16 protein-coding genes are annotated in these 17259 nt (G+C 57.0%); 4 read left to right on the top strand and 12 right to left on the bottom strand.

The features are described 5' to 3' along the window. Window positions 1-42: 42 nt before the first annotated feature. Genes DVA43_RS02385 through DVA43_RS02375 form a run of 3 tightly spaced genes read right to left on the bottom strand, consistent with a single transcriptional unit; the run spans window position 43 to window position 3829 of the window. A complete protein-coding gene (locus tag DVA43_RS02385; protein ID WP_114314456.1) occupies window positions 43-2244 on the bottom strand; it encodes a polysaccharide biosynthesis tyrosine autokinase in 2202 nt (733 codons plus the stop codon). Then, the gene (locus DVA43_RS02380; protein WP_103825045.1) at window positions 2226-2690 is read right to left on the bottom strand and encodes a protein tyrosine phosphatase; all 465 of its coding nucleotides are present in this window, start codon (window positions 2688-2690) and stop codon (window positions 2226-2228) included. Before DVA43_RS02380 ends, DVA43_RS02385 begins: the two co-directional genes overlap by 19 nt. After that, window positions 2690-3829: a polysaccharide export protein gene (locus tag DVA43_RS02375; protein ID WP_114314455.1), complete on the bottom strand. Its 1140-nt coding sequence runs from the start codon at window positions 3827-3829 to the stop codon at window positions 2690-2692. Before DVA43_RS02375 ends, DVA43_RS02380 begins: the two co-directional genes overlap by 1 nt. 497 nt (window positions 3830-4326) lie before the next feature. Here DVA43_RS02375 and DVA43_RS02370 point away from each other — a divergent pair, with 497 nt between their 5' ends. Beyond that, window positions 4327-4659: an RcnB family protein gene (locus DVA43_RS02370; RefSeq protein ID WP_114314454.1), complete on the top strand. Its 333-nt coding sequence runs from the start codon at window positions 4327-4329 to the stop codon at window positions 4657-4659. An 85-nt stretch (window positions 4660-4744) separates the two neighbouring features. Here DVA43_RS02370 and apbC read toward each other — a convergent pair whose 3' ends face one another. Beyond that, window positions 4745-5854: an iron-sulfur cluster carrier protein ApbC gene (gene apbC / locus DVA43_RS02365; RefSeq protein ID WP_103825043.1), complete on the bottom strand. Its 1110-nt coding sequence runs from the start codon at window positions 5852-5854 to the stop codon at window positions 4745-4747. A 165-nt stretch (window positions 5855-6019) separates the two neighbouring features. On the opposite strand from apbC, the gene metG reads away from it, so the two are divergent. Next, window positions 6020-8053 carry a methionine--tRNA ligase gene (gene metG / locus DVA43_RS02360; protein ID WP_114314453.1) on the top strand — a complete coding sequence of 678 codons (2034 nt, stop codon included), beginning with the start codon at window positions 6020-6022 and terminating at the stop codon, window positions 8051-8053. A 118-nt stretch (window positions 8054-8171) separates the two neighbouring features. Here the strand turns inward: metG and DVA43_RS02355 are convergent, their stop codons facing one another. The 3 genes from DVA43_RS02355 to DVA43_RS02345 are packed head-to-tail and all read right to left on the bottom strand — an operon-like array spanning window position 8172 to window position 11090. Beyond that, complete coding sequence (locus tag DVA43_RS02355) at window positions 8172-8642, bottom strand: DUF1456 family protein (RefSeq protein ID WP_114314452.1); 471 nt, start codon at window positions 8640-8642, stop codon at window positions 8172-8174. A 46-nt stretch (window positions 8643-8688) separates the two neighbouring features. Continuing rightward, the gene (btsR, locus tag DVA43_RS02350) at window positions 8689-9408 is read right to left on the bottom strand and encodes a two-component system response regulator BtsR (protein ID WP_103180279.1); all 720 of its coding nucleotides are present in this window, start codon (window positions 9406-9408) and stop codon (window positions 8689-8691) included. Further along, window positions 9402-11090 carry a sensor histidine kinase gene (locus tag DVA43_RS02345; protein WP_103825040.1) on the bottom strand — a complete coding sequence of 563 codons (1689 nt, stop codon included), beginning with the start codon at window positions 11088-11090 and terminating at the stop codon, window positions 9402-9404. The genes btsR and DVA43_RS02345 overlap by 7 nt, the downstream gene beginning before the upstream one ends. A 218-nt stretch (window positions 11091-11308) precedes the next feature. On the opposite strand from DVA43_RS02345, the gene mlrA reads away from it, so the two are divergent. After that, window positions 11309-12043 carry an HTH-type transcriptional regulator MlrA gene (gene mlrA / locus DVA43_RS02340; RefSeq protein ID WP_114314451.1) on the top strand — a complete coding sequence of 245 codons (735 nt, stop codon included), beginning with the start codon at window positions 11309-11311 and terminating at the stop codon, window positions 12041-12043. A gap of 59 nt (window positions 12044-12102) precedes the next feature. Continuing rightward, window positions 12103-12216: a protein YohO gene (locus DVA43_RS02335; RefSeq protein WP_072036698.1), complete on the top strand. Its 114-nt coding sequence runs from the start codon at window positions 12103-12105 to the stop codon at window positions 12214-12216. Here the strand turns inward: DVA43_RS02335 and DVA43_RS02330 are convergent. The 5 genes from DVA43_RS02330 to DVA43_RS02310 all read right to left on the bottom strand — a co-directional run bounded on the left by DVA43_RS02330 (window position 12191) and on the right by DVA43_RS02310 (window position 17253). Next, on the bottom strand, window positions 12191-12928 hold the full coding sequence (locus DVA43_RS02330) for an ABC transporter permease (RefSeq protein WP_103825038.1): 738 nt from the start codon (window positions 12926-12928) through the stop codon (window positions 12191-12193). The genes DVA43_RS02335 and DVA43_RS02330 overlap by 26 nt on opposite strands. Beyond that, complete coding sequence (locus DVA43_RS02325; RefSeq protein ID WP_114314450.1) at window positions 12925-13860, bottom strand: ABC transporter ATP-binding protein; 936 nt, start codon at window positions 13858-13860, stop codon at window positions 12925-12927. Before DVA43_RS02325 ends, DVA43_RS02330 begins: the two co-directional genes overlap by 4 nt. Beyond that, window positions 13853-15010, bottom strand: a complete 1158-nt coding sequence (locus tag DVA43_RS02320) for an ABC transporter permease (protein ID WP_114314449.1) — start codon at window positions 15008-15010, stop codon at window positions 13853-13855. Before DVA43_RS02320 ends, DVA43_RS02325 begins: the two co-directional genes overlap by 8 nt. A gap of 19 nt (window positions 15011-15029) precedes the next feature. After that, window positions 15030-15947, bottom strand: a complete 918-nt coding sequence (locus DVA43_RS02315; RefSeq protein WP_114314448.1) for an ABC transporter substrate-binding protein — start codon at window positions 15945-15947, stop codon at window positions 15030-15032. Window positions 15948-16017: 70 nt separating this feature from the next. After that, a complete protein-coding gene (locus DVA43_RS02310) occupies window positions 16018-17253 on the bottom strand; it encodes an MFS transporter (protein WP_114314447.1) in 1236 nt (411 codons plus the stop codon). Window positions 17254-17259: the final 6 nt, after the last annotated feature.

The raw sequence follows: 17259 nt of genomic DNA, 5'->3' as shown, positions 1-17259 counted from the left end.
GTTGTCCCCCGGCAGCGCTCGCTGCCGGGTCTCTCCCTTTCGTTATCTCGCTTTACTCTTCTCGTTTCCGTGCTGCCCGGCAGAATAGCCATAAGCATCATAACCGGAAGCATAATAGCTGGCTGCCGATTTCACGACGTCGTTCAGAATCGCCCCTTTGATGTTGACCCCCATCTGCTGTAAACGATGCTGGCTGACCTCCATCTCGCGAACGCTGGTCACGTTAAACCGGGCCACCAGCAGGGTAGAGGCGGCGATCTGACCTACCAACGCAGCATCGGTGACCGCCAGAACCGGCGGCGCGTCGACAATCACTATGTCGTACCGTTCGCTGGCCCAGGCCATAAATTCACGAAGACGATCGTGCGATAGAAGCTCAGCGGGATTAGGCGGATACTGCCCGCAGGTCACAACATCAAACTGTCCGCTGGTGTAATTCTGAATCGCCGCCTGGAAGGTCACTTTGCCTGACAGCACATCCGATAAACCGGCGTCATTGCGCAGCCCAAAGATGTTATGCACATAGCCTTTACGCATATCAGCATCGATAAACAGCACCCGTTTATCGACCTGCGTCACCAGCGCCGCCAGTGAGGTACTGACCAGTGTTTTACCGCAGTCCTGAGTCGGGCCGCTGAACATGAGAATGTTATTTGCGGCATCCATCATCGCGAAGTGCAGGCTGGTGCGTAACCCGCGCACTGCTTCGACAAAATTATCCAGCGGCCTGTCGACGGGTAAGAATGGCACATCTTTAATTTTATGCCGCCTGGAGTAGTTGAAGAAATAGCGGCCGCCCGCCCGGGTTTTATTATGCAGCCAGACCGAATGGGGCAAGGTGGCATAAACGTTAATGCCCTCTTTTTCAAGCTGTTCCGGAGCGTTTATGCCGCGTCGTAGCGCCGCTTTCGCCAGTACGCACCCTGACGAGAGGAAGAATCCGAACAGGGTCATGAACGCCACAATTGTCGCCTTGCGCGGCTTGATAGGCTCAGGGTGCGTGGCTGCCGAGTCGATAATGCGCGCATTGCCAATCGTGCTGGAACGGGAGATATTGAGCTCCTGCTGACGCGTCAGAAGCTGAAGATAAACCGCCCGATTGGTATCCACGTCGCGGCTCAGGCGCAAAACCTGCTGCTGCGTAGACGGCATCGTCTCCACACGCTTGTTCAGTCGTTCACGTTCGCTTTCTAAAGTCTGCCGCTTTTCACGCAGCGCCCGATAGGTTGGATGGTCCTTTTTAAAGTGCTGAGAGACCTCCGCCTCGCGGAAAGTGAGCTCGTTGAGCTGATTGTCAACGTTAACAATCTGTTCCAGCACTGACTTGGCTTCCAGGGTTAAATCCACCGAGTCACGCTGTTTACGATAGGCATTGAGACGCTCCTCGGCCTGCTCCAGCTCTTGCTGCACCAGCGGTAGCTGGCGTTGCAGAAAGTCGAGGCTCTGCGAATCCTGGGCGGCCTGGCGGGCAATATTCTGCTGCAGATAGTTGTGCATAATATGATTGAGCGTGCTTTTGATCTGCACAGGATCGTGGCCAGTCAGACTCAGCATCAGGATCCCGCTCTCTTTACCCTGCTCGGTCACGCTAAACTGACGGCTCAGGGCATTGATCACCTCCAGTTGCCCACGTTGCCGAACCTTGAATTGTGTGCCGGGCGGTGCCGACAATTCGCGAACGGTAATGCTCACCCCGGCATGTTGCACGGGGATACCTACCGTGCCGCGCGCGCTGATGCCCTCTCCTTCCAGCAGAAAACGTCCGTTATCTTCAGCGGTCAGGGTCAGTATCATCGGCTTGCCTGGAATTTCAGGGATCGTCAAATTATCCAGAATCAGCGTAGCGGCGGGCTGACCGGTAAGCTTCGCCCATGCTTTGCCTATCAGCGGCAGGCGAACCTGGGTTATTTCATCGCGTAAGCGCAGCGCCTCCACCGTTTTACCCAGGATCATTCGCGATTTCAGTATCTGAATTTCGGCGCTGGAATCTGATGAAAGCGTCGGTGTCAGCTGATCCAGGGTTTTAAGAATGCTGTTCTGCTGCTTATCTTCTATTTGCACCATCGCATCGGCGAGATAGACCGGTGATGCAAAGAGTGCATAAAACGTTCCCAGAAGCACAAAAATTAGCGTAATGCCGAGAATAGCAACGCGATGATCGATTAACTCTCCCAGAAGACGCGCCAGATCAAGCTCATGATGACTGTCAGCATGACCCTGGGTATTTACAATGTTCGACGGCATGTACGTAATCCCTTAACGGTAAGTCGGTTGGCCCATTCCTGGCTTGCTTCGCCAAGCAGGCGAAAAACATATTCAAAAGCTTCCATGCTTTTGCCGTACGGATCGGGGATCTCTTGTTCCCTCAGCCATTGCCCAAACAGCAAGGCTTTGCCACGCGCCTCCGGCGCGATAAGCGAGATCCGGTTTATTTGCTGTGACTCCATGGCCAGGAGCAGATCGTATTCACGCATCATCGCTGCCGTCAGCGGGCGGGCCACATGATCCGCCAGGGACAGGCCATGCATGGCAGCGACTTTTTGCGCATAACGATCCGCCGGGTACCCGGCAAGACCGCGAATACCTGCTGATGCGATGGTTAACGAGGGTAACTGTTGCTGTAACAGACGCTCTCCAATCGGGGAACGGCAAACATTTCCCGTACAAATCACCAGAATGGATCGGATCATTATTCAGGCCACGATTTAATAAAGCGCACAGTTTCGGTCAGATCATGCACACCGCTGATCGTCGGCACCAGCTGCGTCAATACTCTGTTCCAGCGTGAAACAGGCGCGGTGGTGACATAGACGATATCGTAGGGCTGAAGTTGAAATTCAGTGCCGAGCACCATCGCAGACGCGTCGCGGGCATTGAGTTGATAGATACGCGCGATTTTGCCGTCCTGGCTGTTCTTGCCGTTGGAGCGTATGACGAAGATGCCGGTGGCGTCGGCCATGCTCTGGTTCAGGCCACCCGCGTTCGCCAGGGCTTCTGCCAGCGTCATGCCGCTGCGATCCATCTTGAGGGTGCTCTGTTTCACCACTTCACCCATGACAAAAACTTTCAGGGCATCATTGCGTGGTACGAACAGAATATCGCCCGGCCACAGCAACCTGTTTTGCGTCAGGTCCCCGTGCTGCATCAGGGCATAGAGAGAAATCCGGGTATCCTTACCCTTATGCGTCAACACGACATTTCGCCAGTCTGCATCCGTCGAGAGGCCACCCGCCGCGTTGATCGCATCCATAATGGTCAGAGGGATATTGGTAATTGGCTGCTGCCCTGATTTCACCACTTCGCCAGTGACATAGGCTTTTTGCGAACGAAACGCCGCGATACTGACATCGACCTGCGGGCTTTCAATCACCCTGTCCAGTCGGGCGGTGATCTCTTCGCGCACCTGGGCGAGCGTTTTTCCGGCAACGTGCAGCTTGCCGACGTAGGGATAAAAGAGCGTTCCGTCTGCGCCGACCCAGTTTCCGGTGTCGCTTGCGCTACGGTATTGCCCGGCAGGGGTAGTGAGCTCGGGGTGATCCCAGACGGTGATCATCAACACATCTCCGGGGCCTATACGGTACTCCCAGCGCTTTAATTGTTCATCCAGACTCGGATTTGCCTGAGATTTCACCTGGCTTGTTCGAAGCTGTTCAATCACTGAAGGCGTTAATGGCCAGACATCCATTTTCTTATTTAAATCATATGGATTGTCGCTAACTGCAATATTATTTTTCCCAGAAGTGTTTATATGTTGACCGGGCGTAATGGTGCAGCCTGTTAATAATAATGCGCAAAAAATACTTACACTGGAGCGGAGTGGTGTTGTCATTAATAAGAGATACTCTAATATATTCCGTTAAATGCCCATCAATTTCCCTGTAGCTCCCATTAAATTTGCCACATCACTTAACTTAAAATTTTACTTGCGATCAAAGAGTTACAAGGAAACAACCTAATAAAAAAACACTAGCTGTACTGGAGATTGTCTGGTGATATCTTTGAAAAGAGGAAAACCAAAACAACACAAATTAATTAAAAAGCATCATAAACACTTCACAAAAAAATTAACATAGTACATTAACGGCTATTATGTCCGAACGCGTCATTTTCGGAATTTATAAATACAAAAATAAATAATATAAATTTAAATTAGGAAATGAATTCACTATATAAATATTTAAGTCTGGCCAGAGCAACTTAAGGATGTGTTGATTTGTTACATTTTTAACGCACTTAGCCAACCGGCAAAACATAAAATAGACTATCTGTTGCTCAGCCACGAAACGGCAGAACAAGAGTAATGGCCACGGTAAATCTGGAGATAAAATGACTAAAGGTAAAATTCTACTTCTGGGCGTATTGATGTCACTGGCGAGCACGGCATTTGCTGCGCCACAAGCCACAGCGGCCCCCTCTGGCATCCAGGCCTATGAGGAACAGGAATTTGTAGCCGATTTTACGAAATACAAGATTGGTGATTTCGCCCCGGCGCAGTACCTGACACCTGAGTACACCATCAAGCAGTATAAGCTGCGTAACCTGCCTGAACCGGATGCGGGAACCCACTGGACTTACATGGGCGAGAATTACGTGCTGGTAGGCGATACTGACGGTAAGATCTACAAAGCGTATAACGGCGATATCTTCTACCACCGTTAATCGCTTATTGCGCCGGGTGACGCTTCGCTTACCCGGCCTACCCTAACTTGTAGGCCCGCGCAAGCAAAGCGCGCCCGGCAAAGCCTTACACCGCGCGGAACGCGATATCGCCCGGGATCACCTCACCCTGCCAGTAAAGCTGTGCGGCAACGCGGTTTGCCAGCTGACGATACATCTCAGCAAACTCACTTTCAGGACGGTTGACGACGGTCGGCTTGCCGCTATCCAGATCTTCACGCAGCGTAATGTGCAGCGGCATCTGCCCCAGCAGCTGGGTGTGATACTGCGCAGCCAGTTTTTCTGCCCCGCCGGTACCGAAGATGGCTTCATGGTGACCGCAGTTGCTGCAGATATGCATGCTCATGTTTTCAACGATACCTAGCACCGGCACCTCTACCTTCTCGAACATCACAATGCCTTTTTTGGCATCAATCAGTGCGATGTCCTGCGGGGTGGTGACAACCACCGCACCGGTAACCGGGATGTTCTGCGCCAGGGTCAGCTGAATGTCACCGGTGCCCGGCGGCATATCCAGCACCAGATAATCGAGATCCGGCCACATGGTCTCCTGCAACATCTGCATCAGCGCCTTGCTGGCCATCGGCCCGCGCCACACCATGGCGTTATCGTCGGTGACCAGATAGCCAATGGAGTTGGTCGCCAGACCGTAAGCCATAATTGGCGCCATGTGGGTGCCATCCGGCGAAGTCGGACGCTGATTTTCCGCGCCCAGCATGTTAGGAATTGACGGACCATAGATATCAGCATCCAGGATACCGACCTTCGCCCCTTCGGCGGCCAGCGCCAGCGCCAGGTTCACGGCAGTAGAGGATTTACCCACCCCGCCCTTGCCGGAGCTGATCGCGATGATGTTTTTCACGCCATTGATGCCCGGATGGTTCTTCACCCGTTTCAGGGTGGCGATGGTATGGGTCAATTTCCAGTCGATGGCCTTCGCCCCGGTGATGCGCAGCAGTTCGGCGCTGGTTTGCTCTTTCAGCGTCTCGAACGCATGGCTCCAGACGAACGGCATATGCAGTTCGACATGCAGGGTATCATCCAGCCACGCCACGTGATGTAACGCTTTCAGCGTGGTGAGATTGTGCTTCAGGGTGGGGTGCTGAAAATTAGCCAGCGTCCCGGCAACCATTGCGCGCAAGGCTTCCGGTGATTTGGCCTGGGATTGAGAACTCATCCCGACTCCTTTGTAGTTGTTCTGAAAAAGAGATGTAATTACCAAGTTTACCCCAGAGGTAACAATTATTCATTTATGGATTAATGCCCTTATCACTTGGCGTAGTTATTCCCTTTCGGGTAACATCAAAAACCCTTTTCACAGCTAAAAGAAGTAATACCTACTATGACTCAAGTCGCGAAAAAAATTCTGGTAACGTGCGCTCTGCCGTACGCTAACGGCTCCATCCACCTCGGCCACATGCTGGAGCATATCCAGGCTGATGTCTGGGTCCGTTACCAGCGAATGCGCGGCCACGAGGTAAACTTCATCTGTGCAGACGACGCGCACGGCACGCCAATCATGCTGAAAGCGCAGCAGCTGGGTATCTCCCCGGAGCAGATGATTGCCGAAATGAGTCAGGAGCATCAGACCGATTTTGCTGGCTTCGACATCAGCTATGACAACTATCACTCCACGCACAGCGACGAAAACCGTGAGCTGTCGGAGCTGATCTACACCCGTCTGAAAGAGAATGGTTTTATCAAAAACCGCACCATTTCTCAGCTCTACGATCCAGAAAAAGGCATGTTCCTGCCGGACCGTTTCGTGAAAGGCACCTGCCCGAAATGTAAATCTCCGGACCAGTATGGCGATAACTGCGAAGTGTGCGGCGCAACCTACAGCCCAACCGAGCTGATTGAGCCGAAATCCGTGGTTTCCGGCGCGACGCCTGTGATGCGTGATTCCGAACACTTCTTCTTCGACCTGCCGTCGTTCAGCGAAATGCTGCAGGCGTGGACCCGCAGCGGCGCGCTGCAGGAGCAGGTGGCGAACAAGATGCAGGAGTGGTTTGAATCCGGCCTGCAGCAGTGGGATATCTCCCGCGACGCGCCATACTTCGGCTTCGAAATCCCCAACGCACCGGGCAAATACTTCTACGTCTGGCTGGATGCGCCTATCGGCTACATGGGCTCCTTCAAGAACCTGTGCGACAAGCGCGGCGATACCACCAGCTTCGACGAATACTGGAAGAAAGATTCCACCGCTGAGCTGTATCACTTCATCGGTAAAGATATCGTCTACTTCCACAGCCTGTTCTGGCCAGCCATGCTGGAAGGCAGCGGTTTCCGCAAGCCAACCAACCTGTTTGTCCACGGCTATGTAACCGTGAACGGTGCGAAGATGTCCAAATCCCGTGGCACCTTCATTAAAGCCAGCACCTGGCTGAACCACTTCGATGCGGACAGCCTGCGCTACTACTACGCGGCGAAGCTCTCTTCCCGTATCGACGATATCGACCTGAACCTGGAAGATTTCGTCCAGCGCGTCAATGCTGACATCGTGAACAAAGTGGTCAACCTGGCCTCCCGTAACGCCGGCTTTATCGCCAAGCGTTTCGACGGCGTGATGGCGGCGGAACTGGCCGATCCTGAGCTGTACAAAACCTTCACCGACGCGGCTGCCGTAATTGGCGAAGCGTGGGAGAGCCGCGAGTTTGGTAAAGCGGTGCGTGAGATCATGGCCCTGGCCGACCTGGCAAACCGCTACGTTGACGAGCAGGCACCATGGGTAGTTGCCAAACAGGAAGGCCGCGACGCTGACCTGCAGGCGATCTGCTCTATGGGGATCAACCTGTTCCGCGTGCTGATGTCTTACCTCAAGCCGGTTCTGCCGCAGCTGGCCGCGCGTACTGAAGCGTTCCTGAACACCGAACTGAGCTGGGACAGCATCAATCAACCGCTGCTCGGCCATAAGCTGAACGCCTTTAAAGCGCTCTACAACCGCATCGAGATGAAGCAGGTTGAAGCCCTGGTTGAAGCCTCGAAAGAAGAGGTGAAAGCCGCCGCCGCGCCGGTTACCGGCCCGCTGGCGGACGATCCGATTCAGGAGACCATCAGTTTCGATGATTTCGCCAAAGTCGATATGCGCGTGGCGCTGATTGAAAACGCGGAATTTGTGGAAGGCTCCGATAAGCTGCTGCGCCTGACCCTCGATCTGGGCGGCGAGAAGCGCAACGTCTTCTCCGGTATTCGTTCCGCCTATCCGGATCCGCAGGTGCTGATTGGCCGCCACACGGTGATGGTGGCGAACCTCGCGCCGCGCAAAATGCGCTTCGGCATCTCTGAGGGGATGGTGATGGCCGCAGGTCCTGGCGGGAAAGATATCTTCCTGTTAAGCCCGGACAGCGGTGCGCTGCCTGGTCATCAGGTGAAATAAATAAAAAAGCCGGAGTTAATCTCCGGCTTTTTTTATGCCCTTTTGCCGGGTGCCGGCTTCGCTTTACCCGGCCTGGATAACCCGTAGGCCCGTGCAAGCACAGCGCCACCGGGCAACATTACGGCTTCGCGGCATGCACCCGGTTGGTGAGCCCACGCAGGAAGTAGCGCAGGAATTGATCCCCACACTCGCGGTAATTTTTATGGTCCGGCGCGCGCATCATGGCGGTGATTTCCGGCATTGAGACGCGGAACTTCTGTTCGGTCATAATGGCCAGAATATCGTCGGTTTTCAGTGAAAAGGCGATGCGCAGTTTCTTCAGCACCGTGTTGTTATTCACCCGACGCTCCAGCGACAGCTCAGGCGCAGATTCATCTTTGCCACGCTTGTGGTAGATCAGGCCGTTCAGAAAACCGGAGAGGATGATGTCCGGGCAGCGAACAAACCCCTCCTCGTCCTCTTTGGTCATCCAGGTGTCGAACCCGGCGGAGGTGGATTCCATGTCGGCAAGCGCAAGAATGCGCACCATGTCGTTGTTATTGGCTTTCAGGGTGTAGCGCAGGCTACGAAGAATATCATTACTGAGCATAGAGCCTTCGAGTGTCGATGATGCAATGGCGCGCAGTGTAGCAGTTTTACAGCCCTATCGCCTCTTTCAAACTTTTCAGGTAGCGACGGCTGACCGGCACCGTCTGTCCGGCGCGCAGCACCAGCTCCGCCTGACCGTTCTCTTCAAGGCGGATCTCTTTCAGATGGGCCATGTTTACCAGGTACTGGCGATGACAGCGCAGCAGCGGCGTGCGGCTCTCCAGGGTGCGCAGCGTCAGCTCGGTAAAGCCCTCTTTACCTTCGTGGCTGGTGACAAACACCCCGCTCATCCGGCTGCTGACAAAGGCCACGTCCTCCATCTGCAGCAGATAGATCCGGCTGTGGCCGGTACAGGGGATAAATTTCAGCGGCTGCTGGTGTTCCGCCAGCAGCGATACGTCCTGCACGTTGCGCTCCTGGCGCAGGCGGTTGAGGGTCTTTTCCAGCCGCGGCTCTTCGATGGGTTTCAGCAGATAGTCAAAGGCGTGCTCTTCGAACGCTTTTACCGCGTATTCATCAAAGGCGGTGAGAAAGACAATGTAGGGTCGATGTTCCGGGTCGAGCATGCCCACCATCTCCAGGCCGCTGATGCGCGGCATCTGGATATCCAGAAACAGCACGTCGGGACGCAGCTTGTGCACGGCACTAATGGCTTCAATGGCGTTAGCGCACTCGCCGACAATCTCAATATCGCTGTGCTCCTGCAGCAAAAATCGCAGGTTTTCTCGCGCTAAAGGCTCGTCATCGACAATCAGCACATTCAACATGCGTGTTCCTCCAGAGGCAGTCGTAAGGTTATACGGGTAAAGCTATCGGGCTCACAGGTAACGGTAATGCCGCAGTTCTCACCAAAATGGGCGCGCAGGCGTTTGTCCACCAGCCCCATTCCCAGGCCTCCCCCCTCTTTTGCACCGCTGTAGAGCCCGGCGTTGTCTTCTATATTCAGCACCAGATAACGGTTAAAGCGGCTGGCGGTGATGGTTATCTCTCCGATACCCAGCAGCTGGGAGGTGCCATGCTTGATGGCGTTTTCCACAATCGGCTGCAGGGTAAAGGCCGGCAGCTGCTGCCAGGCCAGCTCATCCGGCACCGACAGCGTCACCTGCAGACGCGACTGGAACCGGGCCTGCTCGATTTGTAGATAGGCATTCACATGCTCTATTTCATCCGCGAGGGTGACAATTTCCGACGGCCGCTTCAGATTCTTACGGAAAAAGGTCGAGAGAAATTGCACCAGCTGCGTTGCCTGCTCGCTGTCCCGACGGATCACTGCCTTCAGGGTGTTGAGGGCATTAAACAGAAAATGCGGGTTCACCTGCGCATGCAGGAGCTTGATCTCCGACTGGGTCAGCAACGCCTTCTGCCGCTCATACTGCCCGGCGAGGATCTGCGCCGAGAGCAGCTGGGCGATCCCCTCCCCCAATGTACGGTTGATGGAGCTGAACAGGCGGTTTTTCGCTTCATACAGTTTAATGGTGCCCATCACCCGCTGGTTTTCGCCGCGCAGCGGGATCACCAGCGTCGAGCCCAGCTTGCACTGCGGATGCAGCGAGCAGCGGTACGGCACTTCGTTTCCGTCGGCGTAGACTACCTCACCGGTCTCGATGGCACGAAGCGTATATGCGGACGAAATCGGTCTGCCTGGCAGGTGGTGGTCGTCCCCGGTGCCGGTAAAGGCCAGCAGTTTTTCGCGATCGGTAATGGCGACCGCGCTGATATCCAGCGCCTGATGGAGCACCTGCGCCACCTTCATGCTGTTCTCTTCGTTAAAGCCCTGACGCAGGATCCCCTCCGTCGAGGCCGCGACATTGAGCGCCGTTGCCGAAAAGGCCGAGGTGTACTTTTCAAACATGGCCCGCTTATCGAGCAGAATGCGCATAAACAGCGCGGCGCCTACGGTGTTGGTGACCATCATCGGCGCGGCAATGCTGCCCACCAGATGCAGGGCATCTTCGAAGGGACGGGCAATCAGCAAAATGATCAGCATCTGCACCAGCTCGGCCACCAGGGTTATCGCGCCTGCGGTAAGGGGGCTGAAGACTTTATCCGGGCGACCGCGGCGGATCATCACGCTGTGGACGAGGCCGCCAAGCAGCCCTTCGACAATGGTCGAGATCATACAGCTCAGCGCCGTCATGCCGCCCATTGAGTAGCGGTGCAGCCCCCCGGTCAGCCCCACCAGTCCGCCAACAACCGGACCGCCAAGCAGGCCACCCATCACCGCGCCAATCGCACGGGTGTTGGCAATGGAGTCTTCGATATGCAGGCCCAGATAGGTGCCGAGAATGCAGAAGATAGAGAAGGTAACGTAGCAGAGCAGCTTGTGCGGCAGACGAACGGTGACCTGCATCAGGGGGATGAACAGGCGTGTTTTACTCATCAACCACGCGATGACCAGAAACACACACATCTGCTGAAGCAGCAGCAACACCAGATTAAATTCGTACATACCCACAAACCGCAAATTCTGAAAGCGCGTAACATACACCGAAGCGCAATAACTTTCTTTGCAGTCAAAGGACGAAAATGTGTTTTCGTGTTAGCCATCACACCTTTAGCCGAACATAATCTGATATTCGCATTATTTGTGCAAAAAAAGAGCGAAACTTCCTGGTTCGGGATTCTCCGTCTACAGTTAATCTGGGCATCCGCAAGCCGGGGGAAAACATGGCGCTCTACACGATAGGAGAAGTGGCACTCCTGTGTGATATCAATCCTGTGACGTTACGGGCATGGCAACGACGATATGGATTACTGAAACCGCAGCGAACCGACGGCGGCCACCGGCTGTTTACGGATGCGGATATCGACCGCATCCGTGAGATCAAAGGCTGGATCGATAATGGCGTGCAGGTCGGGAAGGTCAAAACGCTATTGAGCCCGGAAGGTCAGGAGGCGCAGGATATCTGGCGCGAACAGCAGGAGGTACTGCTGCGTTATCTGCAGTGCGGCCATTTGCACCGCCTGCGTATCTGGATCAAGGAGCAAGGCAGTGAATACCCTGCGCAAACCTTAATTAACCAACTGTTCATCCCGTTACGCAGGCGTCTGCAATCCCAGCAGCCTACGCTCCAGGCGCTGCTGAGCGCGCTGGACGGGGTGCTTATCAACTACATCTGCATTTGTCTGGCTACGGCGCGAAAGAAGAACAGCAAGGATGCGCTGGTAGTAGGCTGGAACGTGCACGATACCACACGCCTGTGGCTGGAGGCGTGGATTGCGGCGCAGCAGGGCTGGCGCGTCGATGTGCTGGCGCATTCGCTGCCACAGCTGCGCCCGGAGCTGTTCGACGGACAGACCCTGCTGGTCTGGTGCGGAGAGTCACCGACGGCGGCACAGGAGCAGCAGCTGACCCAGTGGCAGGCGCACGGCTATCCCGTCTTCCCGCTGAAAGGCAATTAATGGTTCATTAACACCCGCGCTTCACCGTATAATCGCCCTGTTAACATCAGGAGCACATTATGAAGGCAACCAAAGTCGCGGTTATCACCCTCTTCTTTCTCATGGCCGTCAGCGGTATTGGGGGCGTGATGCTGGCAGGTTATTCGTTTATTGTCCGTGGTGGTGTCGGCTGAGGCTTCGCGCCAGCCGTTCAAAGGCGCGATCGACCACAATCGCCGCCAGCGCCACCAGCAGCGCACCCTGGATAATATAGGCGGTATTAAAGCCACTTAAGCCGATAATAATCGGCGTCCCCAGCGTATTGGCCCCCACCGTTGAGGCGATGGCCGCGGTACCGATATTCACAATCACCGAGGTGCGGATCCCCGCCAGCATTACCGGCGCGGCCAGCGGCAGCTCGACGTTGCGCAGGCGCTGCCAGCCACTCATCCCCATTCCTTCGGCTACGCTGATGGCCGCCGCGGGCACTGCCGCCAGCCCCGCCAGCGTCGCCTGTAAAATCGGCAGCACCCCATAGAGGATCAGCGCGATAATCGCCGGCTGCTGACCAAAGCCCATCACCGGTACCGCAATAGCCAGCACCGCCACGGGCGGGAAGGTCTGCCCGACGGCGGCAATGGTCTCCACCAGCGGGCGAAACTCCCGGCCCGCCGGTCGCGTTACGGCAATCCCGGCGCCTGCACCCACCACGATGGCAAAAATACTGGAGATGCCGACCAGCCAGAAGTGGGCGAGCGTCAGGCTAACGAAGCTCTCCTGCTGGTAGACCGGGCGCGGCAGCTCCGGGAACAGCGCGCTGAAGAGCGGCGCGCTGTAGGGCATCAGGAACAGGAGCGCCACAAACAGCGCCACCAGCCACAGAAGTGGATCGCGTAATAGCCTCACGACGCCTCCCGGGTCAGCAGATCGCGAAACCAGAGCGTGCCGCACGGCTTTTCCTGGTCGTCCACCACCGGCAGACGTTCACAGCCCTGGCTGACAAACGCCGAGAGCGCATCCCGCAGGCTCATGGAGGCCCGCAGCGGGCTGGACTCGCCCGAGGTGATTTCCGGGCGCATCGACTCGCCGACCGTGCGCAGCGACAGCAGGCGTACGCCCAGTTCGCTGCGGCCAAAAAACTCGCGCACAAATCCATTCGCCGGTCGGGTCAGCAGCGCCAGCGGCGTCCCCTGCTGCACTACCCTGCCGCTGTCCATCAGCACCAGGTGGTCTGCCAGCCGGAGCGCCTCGTCGATATCGTGGGTCACCAGAACAATAGTCCGCCCCAGAATACGATGGATGCGGGTCATCTCCAGCTGCAACGCGCTACGGGTGACCGGGTCGAGGGCGCCAAAAGGTTCATCCATCAGCAGTACCTCCGGGTTAGCGGCCAGGGCCCGCGCCACACCGACCCGCTGCTGCTGCCCGCCTGAGAGCTGGTGCGGATAGCGCTCACGCAGGGCGGGATCCAGCCCCAGTAGCGCCATCAGTTCATCCACCCGATCGTCAATCTGTTGCCGCGGCCATTTTTGCAGCTGCGGCACGGTGGCGATGTTGCGCGCCACCGTCCAGTGCGGGAAGAGACCGATGGACTGAATGGCATAACCCATCCGCCGACGCAGCTCCAGCACCGGCAGGCTGCGGATCTCCTGCCCGGCAAAGCGGATCAGACCGCTGTCGTGCTCCACCAGACGGTTGATCATCTTCAGGGTGGTCGATTTGCCCGAACCCGAAGTACCCACCAGCACCGTGAAGGCCCCTTCGGCAAAGGTCAGATCCAGATTGCTGACCGCGGGCTCGCCGGCAAAGGTTTTACTTACATCATCAAATTCAATCATCGGTTCTCCTTTGCAGCAGGGCGATCCACAGCGCAAACAGCGCATCCACTACCACCGCCAGCACGATGGTGGGTATAACGCCCAGCAGCACCAGATCCAGGGCGCTGCTCAGCAGCCCCTGGAACACCAGCGCGCCGAATCCTCCGGCGCCAATTAAGGCCGCTATCACCGCCATCCCCACGGTCTGCACCGCCACTACGCGCAGGCCGCGCAGCAGCACCGGCAGGGCCAGCGGGAGCTGGATCTGCCAGAAGCGCTGGCGGCTGTTCATCCCCATCGCGTCGGCGCTCTCCAGCACCTCGGCGGGCACCTGGCTGAGCCCCGCCAGCACCCCACGCGCCAGCGGCAACAGGGCATAGAGCACCAGGGCGATCAGCGCGGGCGTCATGCCGGTTCCGGCAATGCCCAGCGACGACAGCCACGGCCAGGCGCGGGTCAGCCCGGCAAGGGGGGCAATCAGCAGGCCGAATAACGCGACTGAGGGGATGGTCTGAATGATATTGAGCACCGCAAACACCGGCCCCTGGGAGGCCGGACGGCGATAACAAAGCAGCCCCAGCGGCACGCCAATCAGCAAGGCCGGGATGAGGGTGCCCAGCAGCAGCGTGAGGTGCTGCTGCCCGGCATCGTTAAAGACATCCTGCCGGTTGGCGTACTCTTTCATCAGCGAGAGGGCGTTGAGTTCGCCGCTGAACAGCAGCAGCAACGGCAGGATCCAGATTTGCGCCTGTAGCAGCCAGCGCCAGAGCGGCGACAGGTTAAGCCGACGAATGGCATCGCTGCAGGCGAGCAGGCAGAGCGCCAGCCAGAGCCACAGGCCGCTGCCTACGGCAGTGCGCGCCAGCGGACTTTCGCTGCTGGCAAGATGCGTGGCGGCAAGCCCCGCGCTCCAGACCAGCGCGGCGAACAGCAGCTCGCACACCACAAGCGTCGCCACTACTGCCCAGCGCCCACGCATCAGGGAGAGTCCCAGCAACAGGCCCGGCACAATAAGCAGCAGCGCAGGCGAGAACGCCCACACCTGCCAGACGGCGCGCCCTTCCCCGGATACCAGCCGGTTGGGGGCGAAATTCACAAAGGGTAGCGCTCCTGCTGCGAGGGCAATGAGAGCCATCAGCAGCAGCACGCGGTTATGACATCTTATCGGCACAGCACAGTCCTGCGGCGGGTTATTTCACCAGCCCTTTTTGCTTCAGGTAATCTGCCGCCACTTTTTTGGCATCCAGCCCTTCGACTGCAATGCTGGCGTTCAGCTGTTGCAGGGTTTTCTCATCCAGCGTTTCAAATACTGGCTTCAACCAGGCGTCCAGCTCCGGATAAGCCTTCAGCACCGCTTCGCGCACCACCGGCGTCGGGGCATAGATCGGCTGAACGCCTTTTGGATCGGTCAGGGTTTGCAGGCCCAGCGCCGCTACCGGGCCGTCGGTACCGTAGGCCATCGCCGCATTTACGCCCGAGGTTTGCTGAGCGGCTGCTTTGATGGTGACGGCAGTATCACCACCCGCCAGTGACAGCAGCTGGCTCTGATCGAGCTTGAAGTCATAGGCTTTTTCAAAGGCAGGCAGGGCATCCGGGCGTTCGATAAACTCGGCTGAAGCGGCGAGTTTAAAATCACCCTTCTCTTTCAGATAACGGCTGAGATCCTCAAGGGAAGTGAGTTTGCCTTTCTCCGCCACATCCTTGCGTACCGCGATGGTCCAGGTGTTATTCGCCGGAGCCGGGGTCAGCCAGATTAGCTTGTTCTGTTCGGCATCGAGTTTTTTCACTTTCTCGTAGCCATCCTTTGCATTTTTCCACGCCGGGTCGTTTTCGTCTTTAAAGAAGAAGGCCCCGTTTCCGGTGTATTCCGGGTAGATATCCAGTTCGCCGGAGGTGATGGCACCACGCACTACCGGGGTAGTGCCAAGCTGCACTTTATTGACGGTTTTGACGCCGTGGCTCTCCAGCACCTGCAAAATAATGTTGCCCAGCAGCGCCCCTTCCGTATCAATTTTCGACCCGACCTTTACCGGCTCCGCCGCCTGTAATGGCAGGCTCAACGCCGCCAGCAGCGCCGTTGAGCCAACAATCCCCTTTAAAATAGTCATTCCGCTTTCCTCATGATTTTGCCGCCTTTTTCAGAGGCTTGAGAGAAAAGCGTAGTCGATAAGTGGCGTTTTAGCGCGTCTCAGGTAGTTTTAACGGCAGGGTAAGCACGCTGGCGGCAAAGTAGAGTATGGCGATCACCCACAGCGTCCCCTCCACGCCGAGCGGGGCCACGCAGAGGGTCACAATCAACGGCCCGACAAAGTTGCTCAGGCCAGAGCCCAGATTGAGGCAGGAGATCGCCGCGCCTTTGTTATCAGGAAGCAGGGAGGGGATCAGCGCGCTGAGCGGCCCAAACGCCCCGAGCCCAATGGCATAGAGCGCTAAGGCGCAGAATAGCGCGGGCTCGCTGTCACCAAACAGCACCGGCGCGTAACATACCGCCACCATCGCCAGCCCGCACAGGGTGCCGGAGAACCAGACCACCGTGTTGCGCCATCCGATGGTGTCCCCCAGCCAGCCAAAGAAGTAGCTGGCAAAAATATTAACCACGTTCACCAGCCCCCAGATGGTGAGCCACGCCGCGATGCTGAAGCCAAAGCGCGGCAGGTAGACCGGCATCAGGATCACCAGCGAAAATTTACCGATGTCGTTGATGGTTTTGACGATCACCGCGAGACGCATTTTGGGTTCCCGCACCAGCACCATGATCCCTTCGGTGAGTGCCGCCCCCAGGCTGCCGCCCTGAGCCGTCTGCGGCCGATCGCGGTTGAGCACCAGCGCGCAGAACGCCCCCAGCACCACAAAGATAAAGCCGCTCAGCAGGGTCGCGGTTTCGCCGATCCGCGGCAGCATCAGGCTGGCGTACCACGGTCCGACGATCGTCATCCCCACGCCAAAGGCGATCCAGAACCAGGAAACCGCCCGCCCCAGGATACGCGGCTCGCAGCGCTGGTTGATCCAGACCAGAAACGAATAGGCAAACAGCGGGTAAGCCACGCCGCGCAGGGCGTAGCTGGCGACCATCAGGGGATAATTCCCCTGCGGCAGGGCATAGCCGATAAAGGGGATCGAACCGAGAAAATAGACCGCCGTGGCACCCCACATCAGGCGACGCAGACCCAGTACCCCCGCGCCAATCCCCGAGAACCAGGAGATCACCGCCACGCACAGGCCAAACACCGATGAGAGCAGGCTAATGTGAAACGCGTCATAGCCGCGGTTTTGCAGCATCGAGGCCAGCCAGCTTTGCTCGATGGTGGCGCCAGTAATAAACAGGAAAAGGCCGATAAAGCCCCAGCTCAGTTCCCGGGGCAGACCCAGTCTGGCCCAGATCCCTTGCTGAATATATACGCTGTGTTCTGTCATGTGCTT

Origin of the sequence: Leclercia sp. W6, assembly GCF_003336345.1 — a bacterium.
Classification (GTDB): domain Bacteria; phylum Pseudomonadota; class Gammaproteobacteria; order Enterobacterales; family Enterobacteriaceae; genus Enterobacter.
This window is presented reverse-complemented; position numbering and strand designations above follow the sequence as displayed.